The organism is Paraburkholderia sp. LEh10 (assembly GCF_017814945.1).
In the GTDB taxonomy this organism is placed as follows: Bacteria; Pseudomonadota; Gammaproteobacteria; order Burkholderiales; family Burkholderiaceae; genus Paraburkholderia.
In genome coordinates, this window is the sequence record NZ_JAGIPX010000021.1 from 106,685 (window position 1) to 121,882 (window position 15,198).

The following is a 15,198-nucleotide window of genomic DNA, read 5'->3' on the forward strand; positions in this document are numbered from 1 at the left end:
TCGCAAGCGTCCATTGCGGCCTTCGAAAGTCACGACAACGCCCCGCATGTGTCGAACATGCGGGGCGTTGTTGCATTTGCGCTGCACGTCGATGCACGACGGCGACTCAATGAGCCGAAAGTGTGCATTCCCGTGCCTTCAACCGTGAGACGAATCCGTAATATCCCTATAATGGCCGTGCCGCAAATCCGGCGCGGCCCGTCGATATGAGGAGAGTGCTTTGGCGAGAACGAAACAGACGCGAGCGAGCGCGGCGCCAGGCGCCGGCACGATGTTCGCGCTTCGCGCCATCGGTCTCGTAATCCTGGCTCGCTGGCTCTTTTCGATGGGCGATATGGAGCCGCTGACGGCGCTTCAGGCGATGGCGTCGTCACCGTGGGCGTGCATCAATCTCGTCTTCCTGTTTCTGTTGATCTTTCTGCCCGGCGCGAAGGCGCGAGCCGAGCGGCCGTTCCATCCGCTGCCCCAGTGGCTTCGCCAGGCGCTGCGCCTGTTCGCTTTTCTCGGCCTGCTGTTCGCCGTCTGGTCGGTCGGCGCGTTCGTGTGGGCGGCGGGCTGGCGGCGCGCGTTCAACGCGGTCGCCGCGACCAATGGCTGGCTGATCGCCGCGCCGACGCTGTATGCCGTCGTCGTCTGGATCTGCCGGCCGCGCGCGCTGTGGCGCACGAATATCGCCGCACGCCGCTTCGCGATCGGCCGCTATGCGATTTCGGTCGACGCCGTCACGCGTACGGCGATCGTCTGGGCTGAGAGCCGCAAGGTCGGCCAATACGACGCGCGTGAACTCTCGTTGCGCTGGCCCGACGTCGCGCGGGGCACGGCAGGAGTCGTGCGCGCGGCGCCCACAGTCGATCTTTCCGGCGCGCAGCCGGCAACGATGCCGCCCATCGCGAACGGCCACACGACGCTCGAGCGCGCGGGCGTCGGCGGCCTGCTGCGCCGCCCGCAGGTCGAGTTAATGTGGGATTCGCCTGCCGCCGCGGGCCATAACCGGCAAACCGTATTCCGCGCGGTGCTTTCGACGGAAGGCGATCGAGTCGCAGCGAGGGCGCTCGACGCCAGCCTCCGCCAGGCTTGAGCCTTCCCGCGTGCGGCGTCAGCCCGCACAGTCGCCGTCTTTCCGCGGAATCAACCGCTTCGCATCGTTCACGGAGGTGTCCATGCTGATTCGCTGGTTGCTGGCCGCTGTTCATCTGCTGGGTTATGGGTTCGCGCGCGTCAATCATCGCGCGCACACGGGCGCTGCGCCGGCTCTCCGGGCAGGCGGATTTGTCGCGCGTCTTTCTCGCGGATAACGGTTGGGGTGTCACGGCCGTCATTCTGATCGTCACGGGCTTGATGCGCGTGTTCGGCGGATTGGAGAAGGGCGCGGATTACTATCTTCACGAACCGCTCTTTCATATCAAGATGGCGGCGCTCGTGCTGATCCTGATTCTCGAAGTCGCGCCGATGATGACGCTGATCCGCTGGCGTATCGCCGAAAGGAAAGGCGATACGCCGGACCTGTCGCGCGCCGGACGCTTTGCGCGCATCGGCCATTGGCAATCCATTCTGCTGGTCGTAATGGTCTTTGCCGCGTCGGGCATGGCGCGCGGCGTCGGGGCGAGTACGTCCTGATTCGTGCCGGCGCTGTCGGCGAGGCCACGGGACGCCGCCGGCAGTGCGGCGGACGGCGAGGGTGACGCGTGTGCCGATCCGTTTGAGCGAAGCGAACGCGGATATGCAACGAGATCGGGGATGCCGCGAAGCAAGCGGCAAAGAAGCAAAAGCGAAGGCAAAAGAAAAAGGCCCGAACGTTTCCGTCCGGGCCTTCTTTTCTTCGAATCTGGTGGGTAGTACTGGGATCGAACCAGTGACCCCTGCCGTGTGAAGGCAGTGCTCTACCGCTGAGCTAACCACCCGAAGAGCTGTGCATTATGTCAGGTCTTTTCGGCTTCGACAAGTACTTTTTAAGCGATTTGCGTATCGGCGGTTGCCGATGCGTCTTCCGCCATGGGCTGCATGCGCCATACGCTGGTTCCCTTCAGCGACTTGTCGAGCCCGTCGAGCAGCGCTTCATGTTCGGCGAGCTCATCGTCGGTGGCGGGGAGCACGATGAGTTCGAGCGTGTCGAGCTTCACGCCTTTCGCGCCCCCGGCGCCACCCGACGCCGCTTCGCCGATCATGTCGATTACGAGGCTTTCCTGGCCGCGCGTCATCGCGAGGTACACCTCGGCGAGCAGTTCCGAGTCGAGCAACGCGCCGTGCAGCGTCCGGTGCGCGTTGCTGATGCCGAAGCGGTCGCACAGCGCGTCGAGCGAGTTGCGCTTGCCGGGGAACATCGACTTCGCCCGCACGAGCGTATCGATCACCTCGCCGCAATGCTCGGTGAACGGCGGCAGACCGAGCAGCGAGAACTCGGCATCGAGAAAGCCGATATCGAACGGCGCGTTGTGAATGATGATTTCCGCGTCCTTGACGAAATCGCGCAGCGCGTCGGCGATTTCCGCGAACTTCGGCTTGTCGCTCAGGAACTCTGTCGTCAGGCCGTGGACGGCCAGCGCGCCCGGGTCGCTGTCGCGCTCGGGGTTGACATAAAAGTGCAGGTTGTTGCCCGTCAGCCGGCGATTGATCAGCTCGACGCAGCCAATTTCGATGATGCGGTCGCCGCTTCTCGCATTCAGTCCCGTCGTTTCCGTATCGAGGATAATTTGACGCATGTCGGAGTTTGTCTGCCTGTGTTGATGCGTGTAAAAGCTGGAAGCCGTCAGAGATCGGAGAGGCTCGCTACGCCGCGATTCGCGAGTTCATCGGCGCGTTCGTTCTCCGGGTGACCCGCGTGGCCCCGGACCCAGCGCCACTCCAGTTCATGCTGCTGCGCGAGCGCGTCGAGCCGTTTCCAGAGGTCGGCGTTCTTCACGGGCGCCTTCGCCGCCGTCATCCAGTTTTTCTTCTTCCAGCCGTGGATCCATTCGCTGATGCCTTTCTGGACATACTGGGAATCCGTGTGCACGACGGCTTTGCATGGGCGCTTCAGCGCTTCGAGCGCGGCGATCACGGCCATCAGTTCCATCCGGTTGTTCGTCGTGTTCGCTTCGCCGCCGAACAGCTCTTTTTCCTGCGCGCCATAGCGCAGCAGCGCGCCCCAGCCGCCGGGGCCGGGATTGCCCTTGCAGGCTCCGTCGGTGAAAATTTCGATCTGGTCAGAACTCATTGTGTGTTGTTGCGTGTATTGGGCGTGGCGGCGGGGGTGAGGCCGGCCGCCAGCACCGGCTTCTTGACTTTCAGCGGACCGACGAGGCGCATGCCGCGCACGCGCTTGATCGCAGTAACCATGTAGACGGCGCCGAAGATCGGCCACCAGCGGTCGCCGGCCGCTTCCATGAATTGATAGCGCGACAGCCATTTTTCGCCGACGAGGGGCGGACGATAGCAGCCGAAGCGGCCGCGATCAAGGTCGAAGCCGAGCAGCTTGATCCAGTCCTTGAGGCGGGTGAATGCGATCAGATCGTGCGCCGCGGGCACGAACGGTCGGTCCGCGACCTTGCCGAACGACTGCCGCGCGCCCCACAGCGACAGCGAATTGAAACCCAGGATGATCAACTGGCCTTCCGGCATCAGCACACGTTCGGCCTCGCGCAACAGCCGGTGCGGGTCGTGCGTGAACTCCAGCGTATGGGGCATCACGATCAGGTCGACGCTTTGAGCCTCGAACGGCAAGTCGAGCAGATCGCACCAGACGGCGCTGCGTCCCGGCGGCGCGTGGCGCTCGGACTGGCCGCCCGCGCCGCCGCGCGGAAACGTATACGGTGCGCTCGCGCCGCTCTCGGCGTCGAGCACGAGCCCGCGGCAGGGCATCCGGTTCTCGCGCAGCGCGTCGAGCTGTGGCAGACCCAGCTGCAGCGCGTGATAGCCGAACACGTCGGACACGACGCGGTCGAGCTGCGCCTGCTCCCACTCCAACACATAGCGACCGGGAGGGGAGTGGGTCCAGGCCGGCCAGTCTATAATCGATCGGTCAGACATGTTGAAGAATGCGTCGCCTATGAATTCGCTCGAGTACGTCCCTGTCCCGGCGTTTGATGACAATTACATCTGGGTCGTGTCGGACGGCCGCCATGCCGTGGCCGTCGATCCGGGCGACGCCGCCCCGGTCAAGGCCTATCTGGCAAAACGGGGATGGCGGCTGAACGCTATTTTACTCACCCACCATCATGCCGACCACGTCGGCGGAGTGGCCGATCTGCTGGATGGCCAGCTTGTACCCGTCTACGGCCCCGCCGCAGAAGCGATTCCGTATCTGACCACGCGTCTTGAACAGGGCGATACGGTGCATATCGACGCGCCATCGCTCGATTTCACAATTCTGGATGTGCCCGGACATACGAGTGGCCATATAGCGTACTTCCAGGCGGCCGACCCGCGCGGCACGCCTCACGTGTTCTGCGGCGACACGCTGTTCGCCTGCGGCTGCGGGCGTCTGTTCGAAGGCACGCCCGCGCAGATGCTCAAATCACTCGACGCGCTCGCCGCGCTGCCGGGAGAAACGCAAGTGCATTGCGCGCACGAATACACACTGTCGAACATCCGCTTCGCGCTCGCTTGCGAGCCGGGCAACGCGAAGCTGCAAGCGTGGCGCGACGAAGCGACGGCCCTGCGCGCGCGCGAGGTTCCGACGCTGCCCACGACGATCGCCCACGAGCGCGACGTCAACCCGTTTTTGCGCGCGGGCGAGCCGGCCGTTCAGGCGACGCTCGCCGAGCAGTTGCACGAGACGGTGCCCGACCGGCTGACCGCTTTCACGCTGATGCGCGAATGGAAGAACAGGTTCCGCTAACCTGGGAGCGTATGGGGGTATGCTCACCCGAATCGTAGAAAGAAACGCCAAGCCTCAGATTTGGCTACGTTTTTCACATTATTCTGATTGACGGAAACGGCGCACTTTCGTACTATCGGCTGCAAATTCCAGCCCCTTTGGAAGCCGAGACGTTCATGAGATTCATCCTTAGCGCGTTGCTGGTCCTGACGCTCGCCGCGTGTGCGAGCCAGGGGCCAACGACGAACACCCTTTCCAGCGCTTCCAACCCCGCTAACCAGCAAGCCGTAGCCGACGCTCTCCGCAGGACAGCCACCGCCAAAGAAACGATCAACGTAGACCAGGGTTCCGTCGCTCAACTGACGAGCGCGGACAGCGATCTGTGGGGCCGTATCCGTCGTGGTTTCCAGATGCCCGATCTGCAAAGCGACCTGGTCGACATGCAGGCGAACTGGTATGCGCAGCGCCCGGATTATGTCCAGCGCATGACCGAGCGGTCGCAAAAGTACCTGTATCACATCGTCGAAGAACTCGAAGCGCGCCACATGCCGACGGAGCTCGCGCTTCTGCCGTTCATCGAGTCTGCTTACAACCCGCAGGCGCTGTCGGTCGCGAAGGCGGCGGGCATGTGGCAGTTCGTGCCGGGCACGGGCCGCACATACAACCTCAAGCAGAACATGTGGCAGGACGAGCGCCGCGACGTGCTCGCGTCGACTAGCGCCGCGCTCGACTATCTGTCGCGTCTGCACGATATGTTCGGCGACTGGTATCTGGCGCTCGCCGCGTACAACTGGGGCGAGGGCAACGTGCAGCGCGCGATCGCGCGCAATGAGGCGGCGGGCTTGCCAACCGACTATCAAAGCCTTCGCATGCCGTCGGAAACGCGCAATTACGTGCCGAAGCTGCAGGCCGTCAAGAACATCGTGATCAACCCGCAGGTGTACGGGCTCGCGCTGCCGTCCATTCCGAATCACCCGTACTTCGTGACGGTGACGACCTCGCACGATATCGACGTCGATACGGCCGCGAAGCTCGCGAACATGACGCCGGATGAGTTCCGCTCGCTGAACCCGTCGTTCAAGAAGCCCGTCATTCTGGGGGCGACCCAGCCGCAGATCCTGCTGCCGTTCGACAATGCCAGCGCATTCGAGCGCAATCTCAAGTCGTACACGGGCTCGCTGTCGTCCTGGACGACCTACACCGTGACGGAGCGCTCGCGTCCGGCGGCGCTTGCGGAAAAGATTGGCGTCGATGCCGACACGCTGATGGCCGTCAACAAGATTCCGGCCGGCATGCGCCTGAAGCCGGGCTCGACGATCGTCGTGCCGCGCGCCGACGATGACGACGAAGACATCAGCGCGGACGTCGCCGAAAGCGCCGTGCTCGCGATCGAGCCGGATGTGCCCGACACGCGCAAGATGCTGATCCGCGTGCGCCGCAAGCAGTCGATGGCGATGATCGCGGACCGTTACGACGTGTCGGTCGGTCAACTAAAGGCGTGGAACCGGACGAAGCGCGATCTCGTGATGCCGGGCCAGGTGATCGTGCTGCACGTGCCCGTCGGCAAGACGATGCCGAGCGAGCCAGGCCCGCAGAAGCTGGCGACGGTTCCCGTTGGCGGTGGCGTCGAAAAGGTCACTGCCCAGGCCGCAGACACGAAATCCGAATCGCGCTACGATAAAAAACGGGGCCGCGGCCATTCGAGCGTGGCCAAGGTGTCGGAACCGGTTGGCAAGTCCAGCAAGTCCACTGCTGCGAAGGGCAAGGTGACGAAGGTTTCGACGGAATCGTCCGGCAAGGCGTCGAAAGCCGAGACGGGTAGCCGCCAGAAAGTCGCGGCCAACGCGCGGAAGGGGTAAGCAAACAACAAGCAGCCTTTCGAGGATGACCGAACATGTGCTGCGGGGGCAGCACATGAAGTGCGCTCCGATCTCTCCTCTTCCAGAACGCCGTCACATTGAGTGACGGCGTTTTTCATTTCCGCCGACGCATTCCCGCACGTCGCACACGGTCTTGCGACACGGTAGAAATATTCCGCTATCGTTCACCCTCGGGCCCGCCGGGCTATCTTGCCGATGCCTCATGTTCTCGCCGCCGCTTCGCGTTTTTCTCCTGTTCTCCGCCGGTTACTTCGTCTCGTACGTGTTTCGTGGCGTGAATCTCGGCTTTGCGCCGCTGATCACGCGTGAGCTCGCGTTGACGGCCGCCGATCTCGGTTTGCTGACCAGTCTGTATTTCCTCGGCTTTGCGGGCGCGCAACTGCCCGCTGGTGTTTTGCTCGATCACTACGGTCCGCGTCGTGTGGCGGCAGGCATGCTGCTCTTCGCCGCTGCCGGCATCGGCATGTTCGGCACGGCGCACGGCGTCGGCGCGATGATGGTGGGGCGGCTTCTGATTGGCGTCGGCGTGTCGGTGTGTCTGGGGGCGGCGTTCAAGGCGCTTGCGCAATATTTCCCGGTGGGACGCCTGCCGCTGATGAACGGGCTCGTGATGGCCGTCGGCGGTCTGGGCGGCGTCGTGGTCGGTTCGCCGTTGACCTGGCTGCTGACGTTCGCGAGCTGGCGGGCGATCTGTCTTGCGCTCGTGGTCCTGACGATCGTGGTGGCGGCAATGCTGTGGGCGTTCGCTCCAGAAAAGAATGAAATCCATCATCAGGCGAGCCTCGTCGGCCAGTTCAAGGGCACGTGGCACATCCTGCGCAGCGCGGCGTTCTGGAAAATCGCTTCATTTTCGGTCGTCACGCAGGGCGCGTTTTACGCGATGCAGTCGCTGTGGGTAGGTGCGTGGCTGCGAGATGTGTCGGGCTTTCAGTCGCACGAGGCCGCGGCGTTCGTGTCGGTGCTGGGCTTTGCGATGATGGCCGGCTGCGTGGGCTTCGGCGCGGCGGCGCGCAGCATGGAGCGGCGCGGGCTGTCGCTGTATGCGTTTTGCGGCATCGGTATGGCGCTCTTCGTGGTCACGCAACTGCTCATCATGCTGCGCGCGCCATTGCCGGCTGGGCTGCTGTGGGTCGCTTACGGAATTTTCGGCGGGGTCGGCATCCTGAGCTATGCGGTGCTCGCGCGCCATTTTCCGCCTCATCTGATCGGCCGCGCCAATACAACGCTGACGCTGATCATCTTCCTGCTGATCTTCGGCTTTCAGATTGGGGTGGGTGCTGTCCTGTCGCACTGGACGGCCGTCGATGGGCACTATCCGCCCGTTGCGCACCTGACCGCGTGGGGCATTCTCGTCGCGCTGCAACTGGCCAGTGCCGTCTGGTACGTGCTGCCGAGCCGGGCGCTGGCGAAGGCGCCGTCACACGTCCACGCCGAGCACCTGCCGTAGGGCTCGCTTGCGCGTATCCTGATATCGAGCGGCAGGCGCCTCGCCGGCAGTTCCCGCGGCAAGCACCACGTGCCCGCGACGCTCGATCGGGCTGCGTCCGGCCCTTCGCGGCCCATCTCGGATTGAAGAGAGGGGTCGTTTCAGGCTATAATTTCAAAGTTTGAGCTTATCAACCCGCACCCTAGCGCCTACCTCTCACACACCGTTCATCCGCCGCGATTCGTTTGTAGTCCCGGTTTGTAGCCCGGGTGTCTTCGTCAGTGAATCCACGCCGGCTACGTCGCCCGCGGTCCGCAACCAGCCAGTCCGCCTACACGATGGGCCGACTGCCAGCTCCGCGGCGCCCGATGCGACTCACCGCGAACAGCGACACGCGAGCGAGCCTGCGCGCGCATCGTCCGATGCGCCTCGCCGCGGCCCGCACGGTCGGATAGACAGGTCGGCAACAGGGTGCTCCCCCAAGGAGTCTCCCGTGTTGCCGTCATTTTCTCCCGCTCTGCTCGCGCTCGCCGACGGCACGGTCTTTCGTGGTTACTCGATCGGCGCGCCCGGTCATACCATCGGCGAAGTCGTCTTCAATACGGCCATCACCGGCTATCAGGAAATCCTGACCGACCCCAGCTACGCGCGCCAGATCGTCACGCTGACGTACCCGCACATTGGCAACGTCGGTGTGAACGCCGAAGATGTCGAAGCCACGAAAGTCCATGCCGCCGGTCTGATCATCCGTGATCTGCCCGTTCTCGCGTCGAACTTCCGCATGGAGCGCTCGCTTCCGGATTATCTGAACGCGGAAGGCGTCGTCGCGATCGCCGGTATCGACACCCGCAAGCTCACGCGAGTGCTGCGCGACAAGGGTGCGCAGAACGGCGCGATTCTCGCAGGCTCGGATGACGAGGCGCAGGCAATCGAACTCGCGCGCTCGTTCCCCGGTCTTGCCGGCATGGACCTCGCGAAAGTCGTGTCCACGCAAAAGCCGTACGAATGGAAGCAGACGGAATGGCGTCTCGGCAGCGGCTATGGCATGCAGAACGCGCCGCGCTATCGTGTCGTCGCATTCGACTACGGCGTGAAGTACAACATCCTGCGGATGCTGGCGGAGCGCGGCTGCCAGGTCACGGTGCTGCCGGCGCAAGCCACGGCCGCCGACGCGCTCGCGCTCAGTCCGGACGGCATCTTCCTGTCGAATGGCCCCGGCGACCCGGAGCCGTGCGATTACGCGATTGCGGCCACCCGCGAGTTCATCGAGCGCGGCATCCCGACGTTCGGCATCTGCCTTGGCCATCAGATCATGGGCCTCGCCGTCGGCGCGAAGACGATGAAGATGAAGACGGGCCACCACGGCGCGAACCATCCCGTGAAGGACCTCGACGACGGCCGCGTCGTGATCACGTCGCAGAACCACGGCTTCGCGGTCGACGCCGACACGTTGCCCGCCAACGCGAAGGTCACGCACGTGTCGCTGTTCGACGGCACGCTGCAAGGCTTCGCGCTGACCGACAAGCCGGCGTTCTGCTTCCAGGGCCACCCGGAAGCATCGCCCGGCCCGCACGATATCGCCTATCTGTTCGACCGCTTCACCGCGTTGATGGATCAGGCGAAGGGCAACAAGTCGGCAGCGGCATAATCAGCAGCTCGCGAACAGCGACGGGAAAGAGCGCGCCCCGCGACGCCGTTCGGCACAGACCAAACGGTCCGGCCCGAACGGCACACCGCCGGCGCGCCAACGGTAAGAACTCAGGAATACATTAGCGAGAGCGTTATGCCCAAGCGGACAGACATCAAGAGCATCCTCATCATCGGCGCGGGTCCCATCATCATCGGCCAGGCGTGCGAGTTCGACTACTCGGGCGCGCAGGCGTGCAAGGCGCTGCGTGAGGAAGGCTACAAGGTCATTCTCGTCAACAGCAATCCGGCGACGATCATGACCGACCCGAACACGGCCGACGTCACGTACATCGAGCCGATCACGTGGGAAGTGGTCGAGCGCATCATCGCGAAGGAGCGCCCGGACGCGATCCTGCCGACGATGGGCGGCCAGACCGCGCTGAACTGCGCGCTCGATCTGCATCACCATGGCGTGCTGGAAAAATACAACGTCGAGCTGATCGGCGCATCGCCGGAAGCCATCGACAAGGCCGAAGACCGTCAGAAGTTCAAGGACGCGATGACGAAGATCGGCCTCGGCTCGGCGAAGTCGGGCATCGCGCATTCGATGGAAGAAGCGATGGCTGTGCACGCGGAAATCGCCGCGTTCACGGGCGGCAGCGGTTACCCCATCGTGATCCGTCCGTCATTCACGCTCGGCGGCTCGGGCGGCGGCATCGCGTACAACCGCGAAGAATTCGAAGAGATCTGCAAGCGCGGTCTCGATCTGTCGCCGACGCGCGAACTGCTGATCGAAGAGTCGCTGCTCGGCTGGAAAGAGTACGAGATGGAAGTGGTCCGCGACAAGAAGGACAACTGCATCATCGTGTGCTCGATCGAAAACCTCGACCCGATGGGCATCCACACGGGCGACTCGATCACCGTCGCGCCGGCGCAGACGCTCACCGACAAGGAATATCAGATCCTGCGTAACGCATCGCTCGCGGTGCTGCGCGAGATCGGCGTCGACACGGGTGGCTCGAACGTCCAGTTCTCGATCAATCCGAACGACGGCCGGATGATCGTGATCGAAATGAATCCGCGCGTGTCGCGTTCGTCCGCTTTGGCGTCGAAGGCAACGGGCTTCCCGATCGCGAAGGTCGCGGCGAAGCTCGCCGTCGGCTACACGCTCGATGAACTGAAGAACGAAATCACGGGCGGCCAGACGCCAGCATCGTTCGAACCGACCATCGATTACGTCGTCACGAAGATTCCGCGCTTCGCATTCGAGAAGTTCCGCGAAGCCGATCCGCGCCTGACCACGCAGATGAAGTCGGTCGGTGAAGTGATGGCGATCGGCCGCACGTTCCAGGAGTCGTTCCAGAAGGCGCTGCGCGGTCTGGAGGTCGGCGTCGACGGTCTCGATGAAAAAACCACGAGCCGCGACGAAGTGATTCGCGAGATCGGCGAAGCAGGCCCGGACCGCATCTGGTATGTCGGCGATGCATTCCGCCTTGGCCTCACGCAGCAGGAAATCTTCGAGGAAACGTCGATCGACCCGTGGTTTCTCGCGCAAATCGAAGAAATCGTGCGCAAGGAAAAGGCGCTCGAAGGCCGCACGCTCGCGAGCCTCACGAAGGAAGAGCTGCGCTATCTGAAGCAGAGCGGCTTCTCGGATCGCCGCCTGGCCAAGCTGGTCGGCGCGACGGGCGCCGACGTGCGCAAGCGCCGTATCGAGCTGAACGTGCGCCCCGTGTACAAGCGCGTCGATACCTGCGCGGCTGAGTTCGCGACGAAGACGGCCTACATGTACTCGACCTACGAGGAAGAGTGCGAAGCGAATCCGACGAACAACAAGAAGATCATGGTGCTGGGCGGCGGCCCGAACCGGATCGGCCAGGGCATCGAGTTCGACTACTGCTGCGTGCACGCGGCGCTCGCGATGCGCGAAGACGGCTATGAAACGATCATGGTCAACTGCAACCCGGAAACCGTTTCGACCGACTACGACACCTCGGACCGCCTGTACTTCGAGCCGCTGACGCTCGAAGACGTGCTCGAAATCGTCGACAAGGAAAAGCCGCTCGGCGTGATCGTACAGTATGGCGGCCAGACGCCGCTGAAGCTCGCGCTCGATCTCGAAGCGAACGGTGTGCCCATCGTCGGCACGTCGCCGGACATGATCGATGCTGCCGAAGACCGCGAGCGTTTCCAGAAGCTGCTGCAAGAACTGAATCTGCGCCAGCCGCCCAACCGCACCGCGCGCACGGAAGACGAAGCGCTGAAGCTCGCCGACGAGATCGGCTATCCGCTCGTCGTGCGTCCGTCGTATGTGCTCGGCGGCCGCGCGATGGAAATCGTCCACGAGCCGCGCGATCTCGAACGCTATATGCGCGAGGCTGTGAAGGTGTCGAACGATTCGCCCGTGCTGCTCGACCGCTTCCTGAACGACGCGATCGAATGCGATGTGGACTGTATTTCGGATGGCGACACGGTGTTCATCGGTGGCGTGATGGAGCACATCGAGCAGGCGGGTGTGCACTCGGGCGACTCGGCTTGTTCGCTGCCACCGTACTCGCTGGCGAAGGAGACGGTCGCTGAGCTCAAGCGTCAGACGGGCGCGATGGCGAAGGCGCTGAACGTGGTCGGCCTGATGAACGTGCAGTTCGCGATCCAGCAGGTGCCGCAGGCTGACGGCTCGAAGCAGGACGTCATCTACGTGCTCGAAGTGAACCCCCGCGCGTCGCGCACGGTGCCATACGTGTCGAAGGCCACCAGCCTGCCGCTCGCGAAAATCGCGGCGCGCGCGATGGTCGGCCAGAAGCTCGTGCAGCAAGGCGTGACGAAGGAAGTCGAGCCGCCGTACTTCAGTGTGAAGGAAGCGGTGTTCCCGTTCGTCAAGTTCCCGACCGTCGACCCGGTGCTCGGACCGGAAATGCGCTCGACGGGCGAGGTGATGGGCGTCGGGCGCACGTTCGGCGAGGCGCTCTTCAAGTCGCAGCTCGCGGCGGGCTCGCGCCTGCCGGAGTCGGGCACGGTGCTGCTGACGGTGATGGACGCCGACAAGCCGAAGGCCGTTGAAGTCGCTCGTATGCTGCATGAGTTGGGTTACCCGCTCGTCGCGACCAAGGGCACGGCGGCGGCGATCGAAGCGGCGGGCGTGCCCGTGCGAGTCGTGAACAAGGTGAAGGACGGCCGTCCGCACATCGTCGACATGATCAAGAACGGCGAGATCGCGCTCGTCTTCACGACCGTCGACGAAACGCGCGCGGCCATTGCCGATTCGCGTTCGATTCGCATGAGCGCGCAGGCGCAAAAGGTCACGTACTACACGACGATGTCGGGCGCGCGTGCCGCCGTCGAGGGCCTGCGTTATCTGAAGGACCTGGAAGTCTATGATTTACAAGGACTCCACGCTCGCCTAAACTAAGGCTTCAGGTTTCCGTCCAAGACGTAAGTGCCGCGGTTAAGCGGCGTCCCTAAGGTGTCAGATCGGGCTTTGTGCCACGCTCCAGCGCCGACGCGGGATGCACTTAACCGCGGTGATTTTTTTTGTGGCTGTTTTTTGCCAAAGAGCTGTTTATGAGCACTATTCCCTTGACGAAGCGCGGCGCAGACCAGTTGCGCGACGAACTGCAGCGCCTGAAATCGGTTGAACGTCCAGCCGTCATCAATTCGATCGCGGAAGCCCGTGCCCAAGGTGATCTGTCGGAGAACGCCGAGTACGACGCTGCGAAAGAAAAGCAAGGTTTCATCGAAGGGCGCATCGCCGAGATCGAATCGAAGCTGGCGGCCGCGCAGATCATCGATCCTTGCGCGCTCGACGCGGAAGGCCGCGTCGTGTTCGCAGCAACGGTCGATCTGGAAGATCTGGATTCGGGTGATTCGGTTACCTATCAAATCGTCGGCGACGACGAAGCCGATCTCGAACACGGCCTTATCTCCGTCAGCTCGCCGATCGCGCGTGCGCTGATCGGCAAGTCGGAAGGCGATGTCGCGTCGGTGCAGGCGCCGGGTGGCGTGCGCGAGTACGAAATCATCGCGGTGCGCTACATTTGAGGCCGCTGCTGTGTCTTCGATGCCGCATCGCCTGTTCCGGCTGCTGACGGTCGTATGGGTCGGCAGTCTGCTGACTATCGGCTACGCCGTGGCGCCTGTGCTGTTCACGTCGCTCGACCGGATGACGGCGGGTACGGTCGCAGCCCAGTTGTTTCGCATCGAAGGCGTCATCGGCGTCGTGTGCGGCGTGTTGCTGCTCGCGCTGTGCAATGTGCTGGTCCGGCGCGGCGGCGATGCGTACCGGCGTCTGCGATGGCTGGTGACTGGCATGCTGGTGTGCGTGCTGCTCGGCTATTTCGCGCTGCAGCCGTTTATGAATGCCTTGCGCGTCGCCGCGCAGGAGGCTGGCACGGATGTCGGCCATTCCGTGTATGCAAGCCGCTTCGGCTTGCTGCACGGCGTTTCGAGCGTGTTTTATCTGATCGAGAGTCTGTTGGGGATCGTGCTCGCGTGGAAGCTGCCGGCGGGAACGGGTCCGGTCGCGGAGCAGGGTGCGGCGGGCGCGGCGCGCCGGACGGCCGGTTAGCAAACGGGCCGGATTTCATGCGAGACGCATGCCGGCGATGTCCTGCGGATTGCGCTTCTGGCGTGGCGGATTGCCACAGCATGCACAAGCAAATATTTGCGAATGGCGCGGTCCAAATGCTGTTTCGGACGGCGCGCCACCCCGGATTTACTTCGACGTCTGATGCATGCGCTTCGCGCTGGTCTGGCGTTTCTTCGCTTTCTTGATGTTGCCGCCCGCAGTGACGCGCTCGTTGCCGCGCACCAGTACTTTTTGCGGTTTCGGACGACGCATCGGGTTGTCGGTTGCCTTGACGACCTTCACGACGCGTGGCGCGCGCCCCTTGTTCGACGGCGTTTCATCTGCCACTTCACGGGCGCTCGGCAGCGCGCCGCGCTTTGTCTTCGTGGCCGGGGCGCGCTCAGCGGCAACTTTTTCGGGCTTCCAGACCACGAGCAGTTTGCCGATATGCTGAATCGGCGCGGCGTTCAGGCGGTCGCAGATTTCTTCGTAAATGGCGATGCGCTCTTCGCGCTCGTCGCCGAAAACGCGAATCTTGATCAACTGGTGCGCTTTCAGATTCACCTTGATTTCGGCCAGCACGGCGTCGGTCAGCCCTTCGGCGCCGACCATCACGACCGGCTTGAGCGCGTGAGCCTGGGAGCGCAACTCGGCGCGTTGTTCGGATGTAACTTTAAGGGCGGGCATGAGAAGTGACAGACTCGACTAAAATGGCGACGCCCGCGGGGATCGGTCGATCCTGCGAATCGGCGGGTGGCGCCCGAGAAAATAGAAAACTGCGATGAAATACAGCGCTGACGACGGCACGAACGTGACGGCAGCGCAGAAACAGGCAGAACCACGCGCGCGGAACACGGCCTATGGCCACAGCCGCGCGAATTAAACGCGTATTATCCGCTAAAAG

General features: G+C 63.5%; 12 protein-coding genes, 1 tRNA gene and 1 pseudogene. 9 read left to right on the top strand and 5 right to left on the bottom strand.

From position 1 onward, the window contains the following. The first annotated feature begins 220 nt into the window (after window positions 1–220). Both J8I87_RS19170 and J8I87_RS19175 read left to right on the top strand, forming a co-directional pair. Complete coding sequence (locus J8I87_RS19170) at window positions 221–1,078, top strand: hypothetical protein (protein WP_209933300.1); 858 nt, start codon at window positions 221–223, stop codon at window positions 1,076–1,078. 82 nt (window positions 1,079–1,160) lie between these two features. Further along, window positions 1,161–1,617, top strand: a pseudogene (locus J8I87_RS19175) (DUF2214 family protein). 209 nt (window positions 1,618–1,826) lie between these two features. Here the strand turns inward: J8I87_RS19175 and J8I87_RS19180 are convergent. The 4 genes from J8I87_RS19180 to J8I87_RS19195 all read right to left on the bottom strand — a co-directional run bounded on the left by J8I87_RS19180 (window position 1,827) and on the right by J8I87_RS19195 (window position 4,005). Beyond that, window positions 1,827–1,901: transfer RNA gene (locus J8I87_RS19180), tRNA-Val, on the bottom strand. A gap of 48 nt (window positions 1,902–1,949) precedes the next feature. Continuing rightward, window positions 1,950–2,699, bottom strand: a complete 750-nt coding sequence (gene dnaQ, locus J8I87_RS19185; RefSeq protein ID WP_209933302.1) for a DNA polymerase III subunit epsilon — start codon at window positions 2,697–2,699, stop codon at window positions 1,950–1,952. A gap of 47 nt (window positions 2,700–2,746) precedes the next feature. Beyond that, complete coding sequence (gene rnhA, locus J8I87_RS19190) at window positions 2,747–3,193, bottom strand: ribonuclease HI (protein WP_209933303.1); 447 nt, start codon at window positions 3,191–3,193, stop codon at window positions 2,747–2,749. Beyond that, window positions 3,190–4,005, bottom strand: coding sequence for a class I SAM-dependent methyltransferase (locus J8I87_RS19195; protein WP_209933306.1), 816 nt, complete (start codon window positions 4,003–4,005; stop codon window positions 3,190–3,192). The genes rnhA and J8I87_RS19195 overlap by 4 nt, the downstream gene beginning before the upstream one ends. A gap of 19 nt (window positions 4,006–4,024) precedes the next feature. On the opposite strand from J8I87_RS19195, the gene gloB reads away from it, so the two are divergent. The 7 genes from gloB to J8I87_RS19230 all read left to right on the top strand — a co-directional run bounded on the left by gloB (window position 4,025) and on the right by J8I87_RS19230 (window position 14,294). Then, window positions 4,025–4,816 carry a hydroxyacylglutathione hydrolase gene (gene gloB, locus J8I87_RS19200; protein WP_209933308.1) on the top strand — a complete coding sequence of 264 codons (792 nt, stop codon included), beginning with the start codon at window positions 4,025–4,027 and terminating at the stop codon, window positions 4,814–4,816. A 155-nt stretch (window positions 4,817–4,971) separates the two neighbouring features. Next, entirely contained in the window at window positions 4,972–6,654 is a 1,683-nt protein-coding gene (locus tag J8I87_RS19205) for a transglycosylase SLT domain-containing protein (protein ID WP_209933309.1), read from the top strand. 223 nt (window positions 6,655–6,877) lie between these two features. Then, entirely contained in the window at window positions 6,878–8,122 is a 1,245-nt protein-coding gene (locus J8I87_RS19210) for an MFS transporter (RefSeq protein WP_209933310.1), read from the top strand. 472 nt (window positions 8,123–8,594) lie between these two features. Further along, window positions 8,595–9,749 carry a glutamine-hydrolyzing carbamoyl-phosphate synthase small subunit gene (carA, locus tag J8I87_RS19215; protein WP_209933311.1) on the top strand — a complete coding sequence of 385 codons (1,155 nt, stop codon included), beginning with the start codon at window positions 8,595–8,597 and terminating at the stop codon, window positions 9,747–9,749. Between the two features lie 135 nt (window positions 9,750–9,884). Next, window positions 9,885–13,139 (top strand): carbamoyl-phosphate synthase large subunit, encoded by a 3,255-nt coding sequence (carB, locus tag J8I87_RS19220; RefSeq protein WP_209933313.1) that lies wholly within the window; start codon window positions 9,885–9,887, stop codon window positions 13,137–13,139. Between the two features lie 152 nt (window positions 13,140–13,291). Beyond that, a complete protein-coding gene (gene greA, locus J8I87_RS19225; RefSeq protein WP_209933314.1) occupies window positions 13,292–13,768 on the top strand; it encodes a transcription elongation factor GreA in 477 nt (158 codons plus the stop codon). Between the two features lie 19 nt (window positions 13,769–13,787). Continuing rightward, window positions 13,788–14,294, top strand: coding sequence for a DUF4149 domain-containing protein (locus tag J8I87_RS19230; protein WP_209933342.1), 507 nt, complete (start codon window positions 13,788–13,790; stop codon window positions 14,292–14,294). Window positions 14,295–14,441: 147 nt separating this feature from the next. Here the strand turns inward: J8I87_RS19230 and J8I87_RS19235 are convergent, their stop codons facing one another. After that, complete coding sequence (locus J8I87_RS19235; RefSeq protein WP_209933315.1) at window positions 14,442–14,981, bottom strand: YhbY family RNA-binding protein; 540 nt, start codon at window positions 14,979–14,981, stop codon at window positions 14,442–14,444. Between the last annotated feature and the right edge of the window lie 217 nt (window positions 14,982–15,198).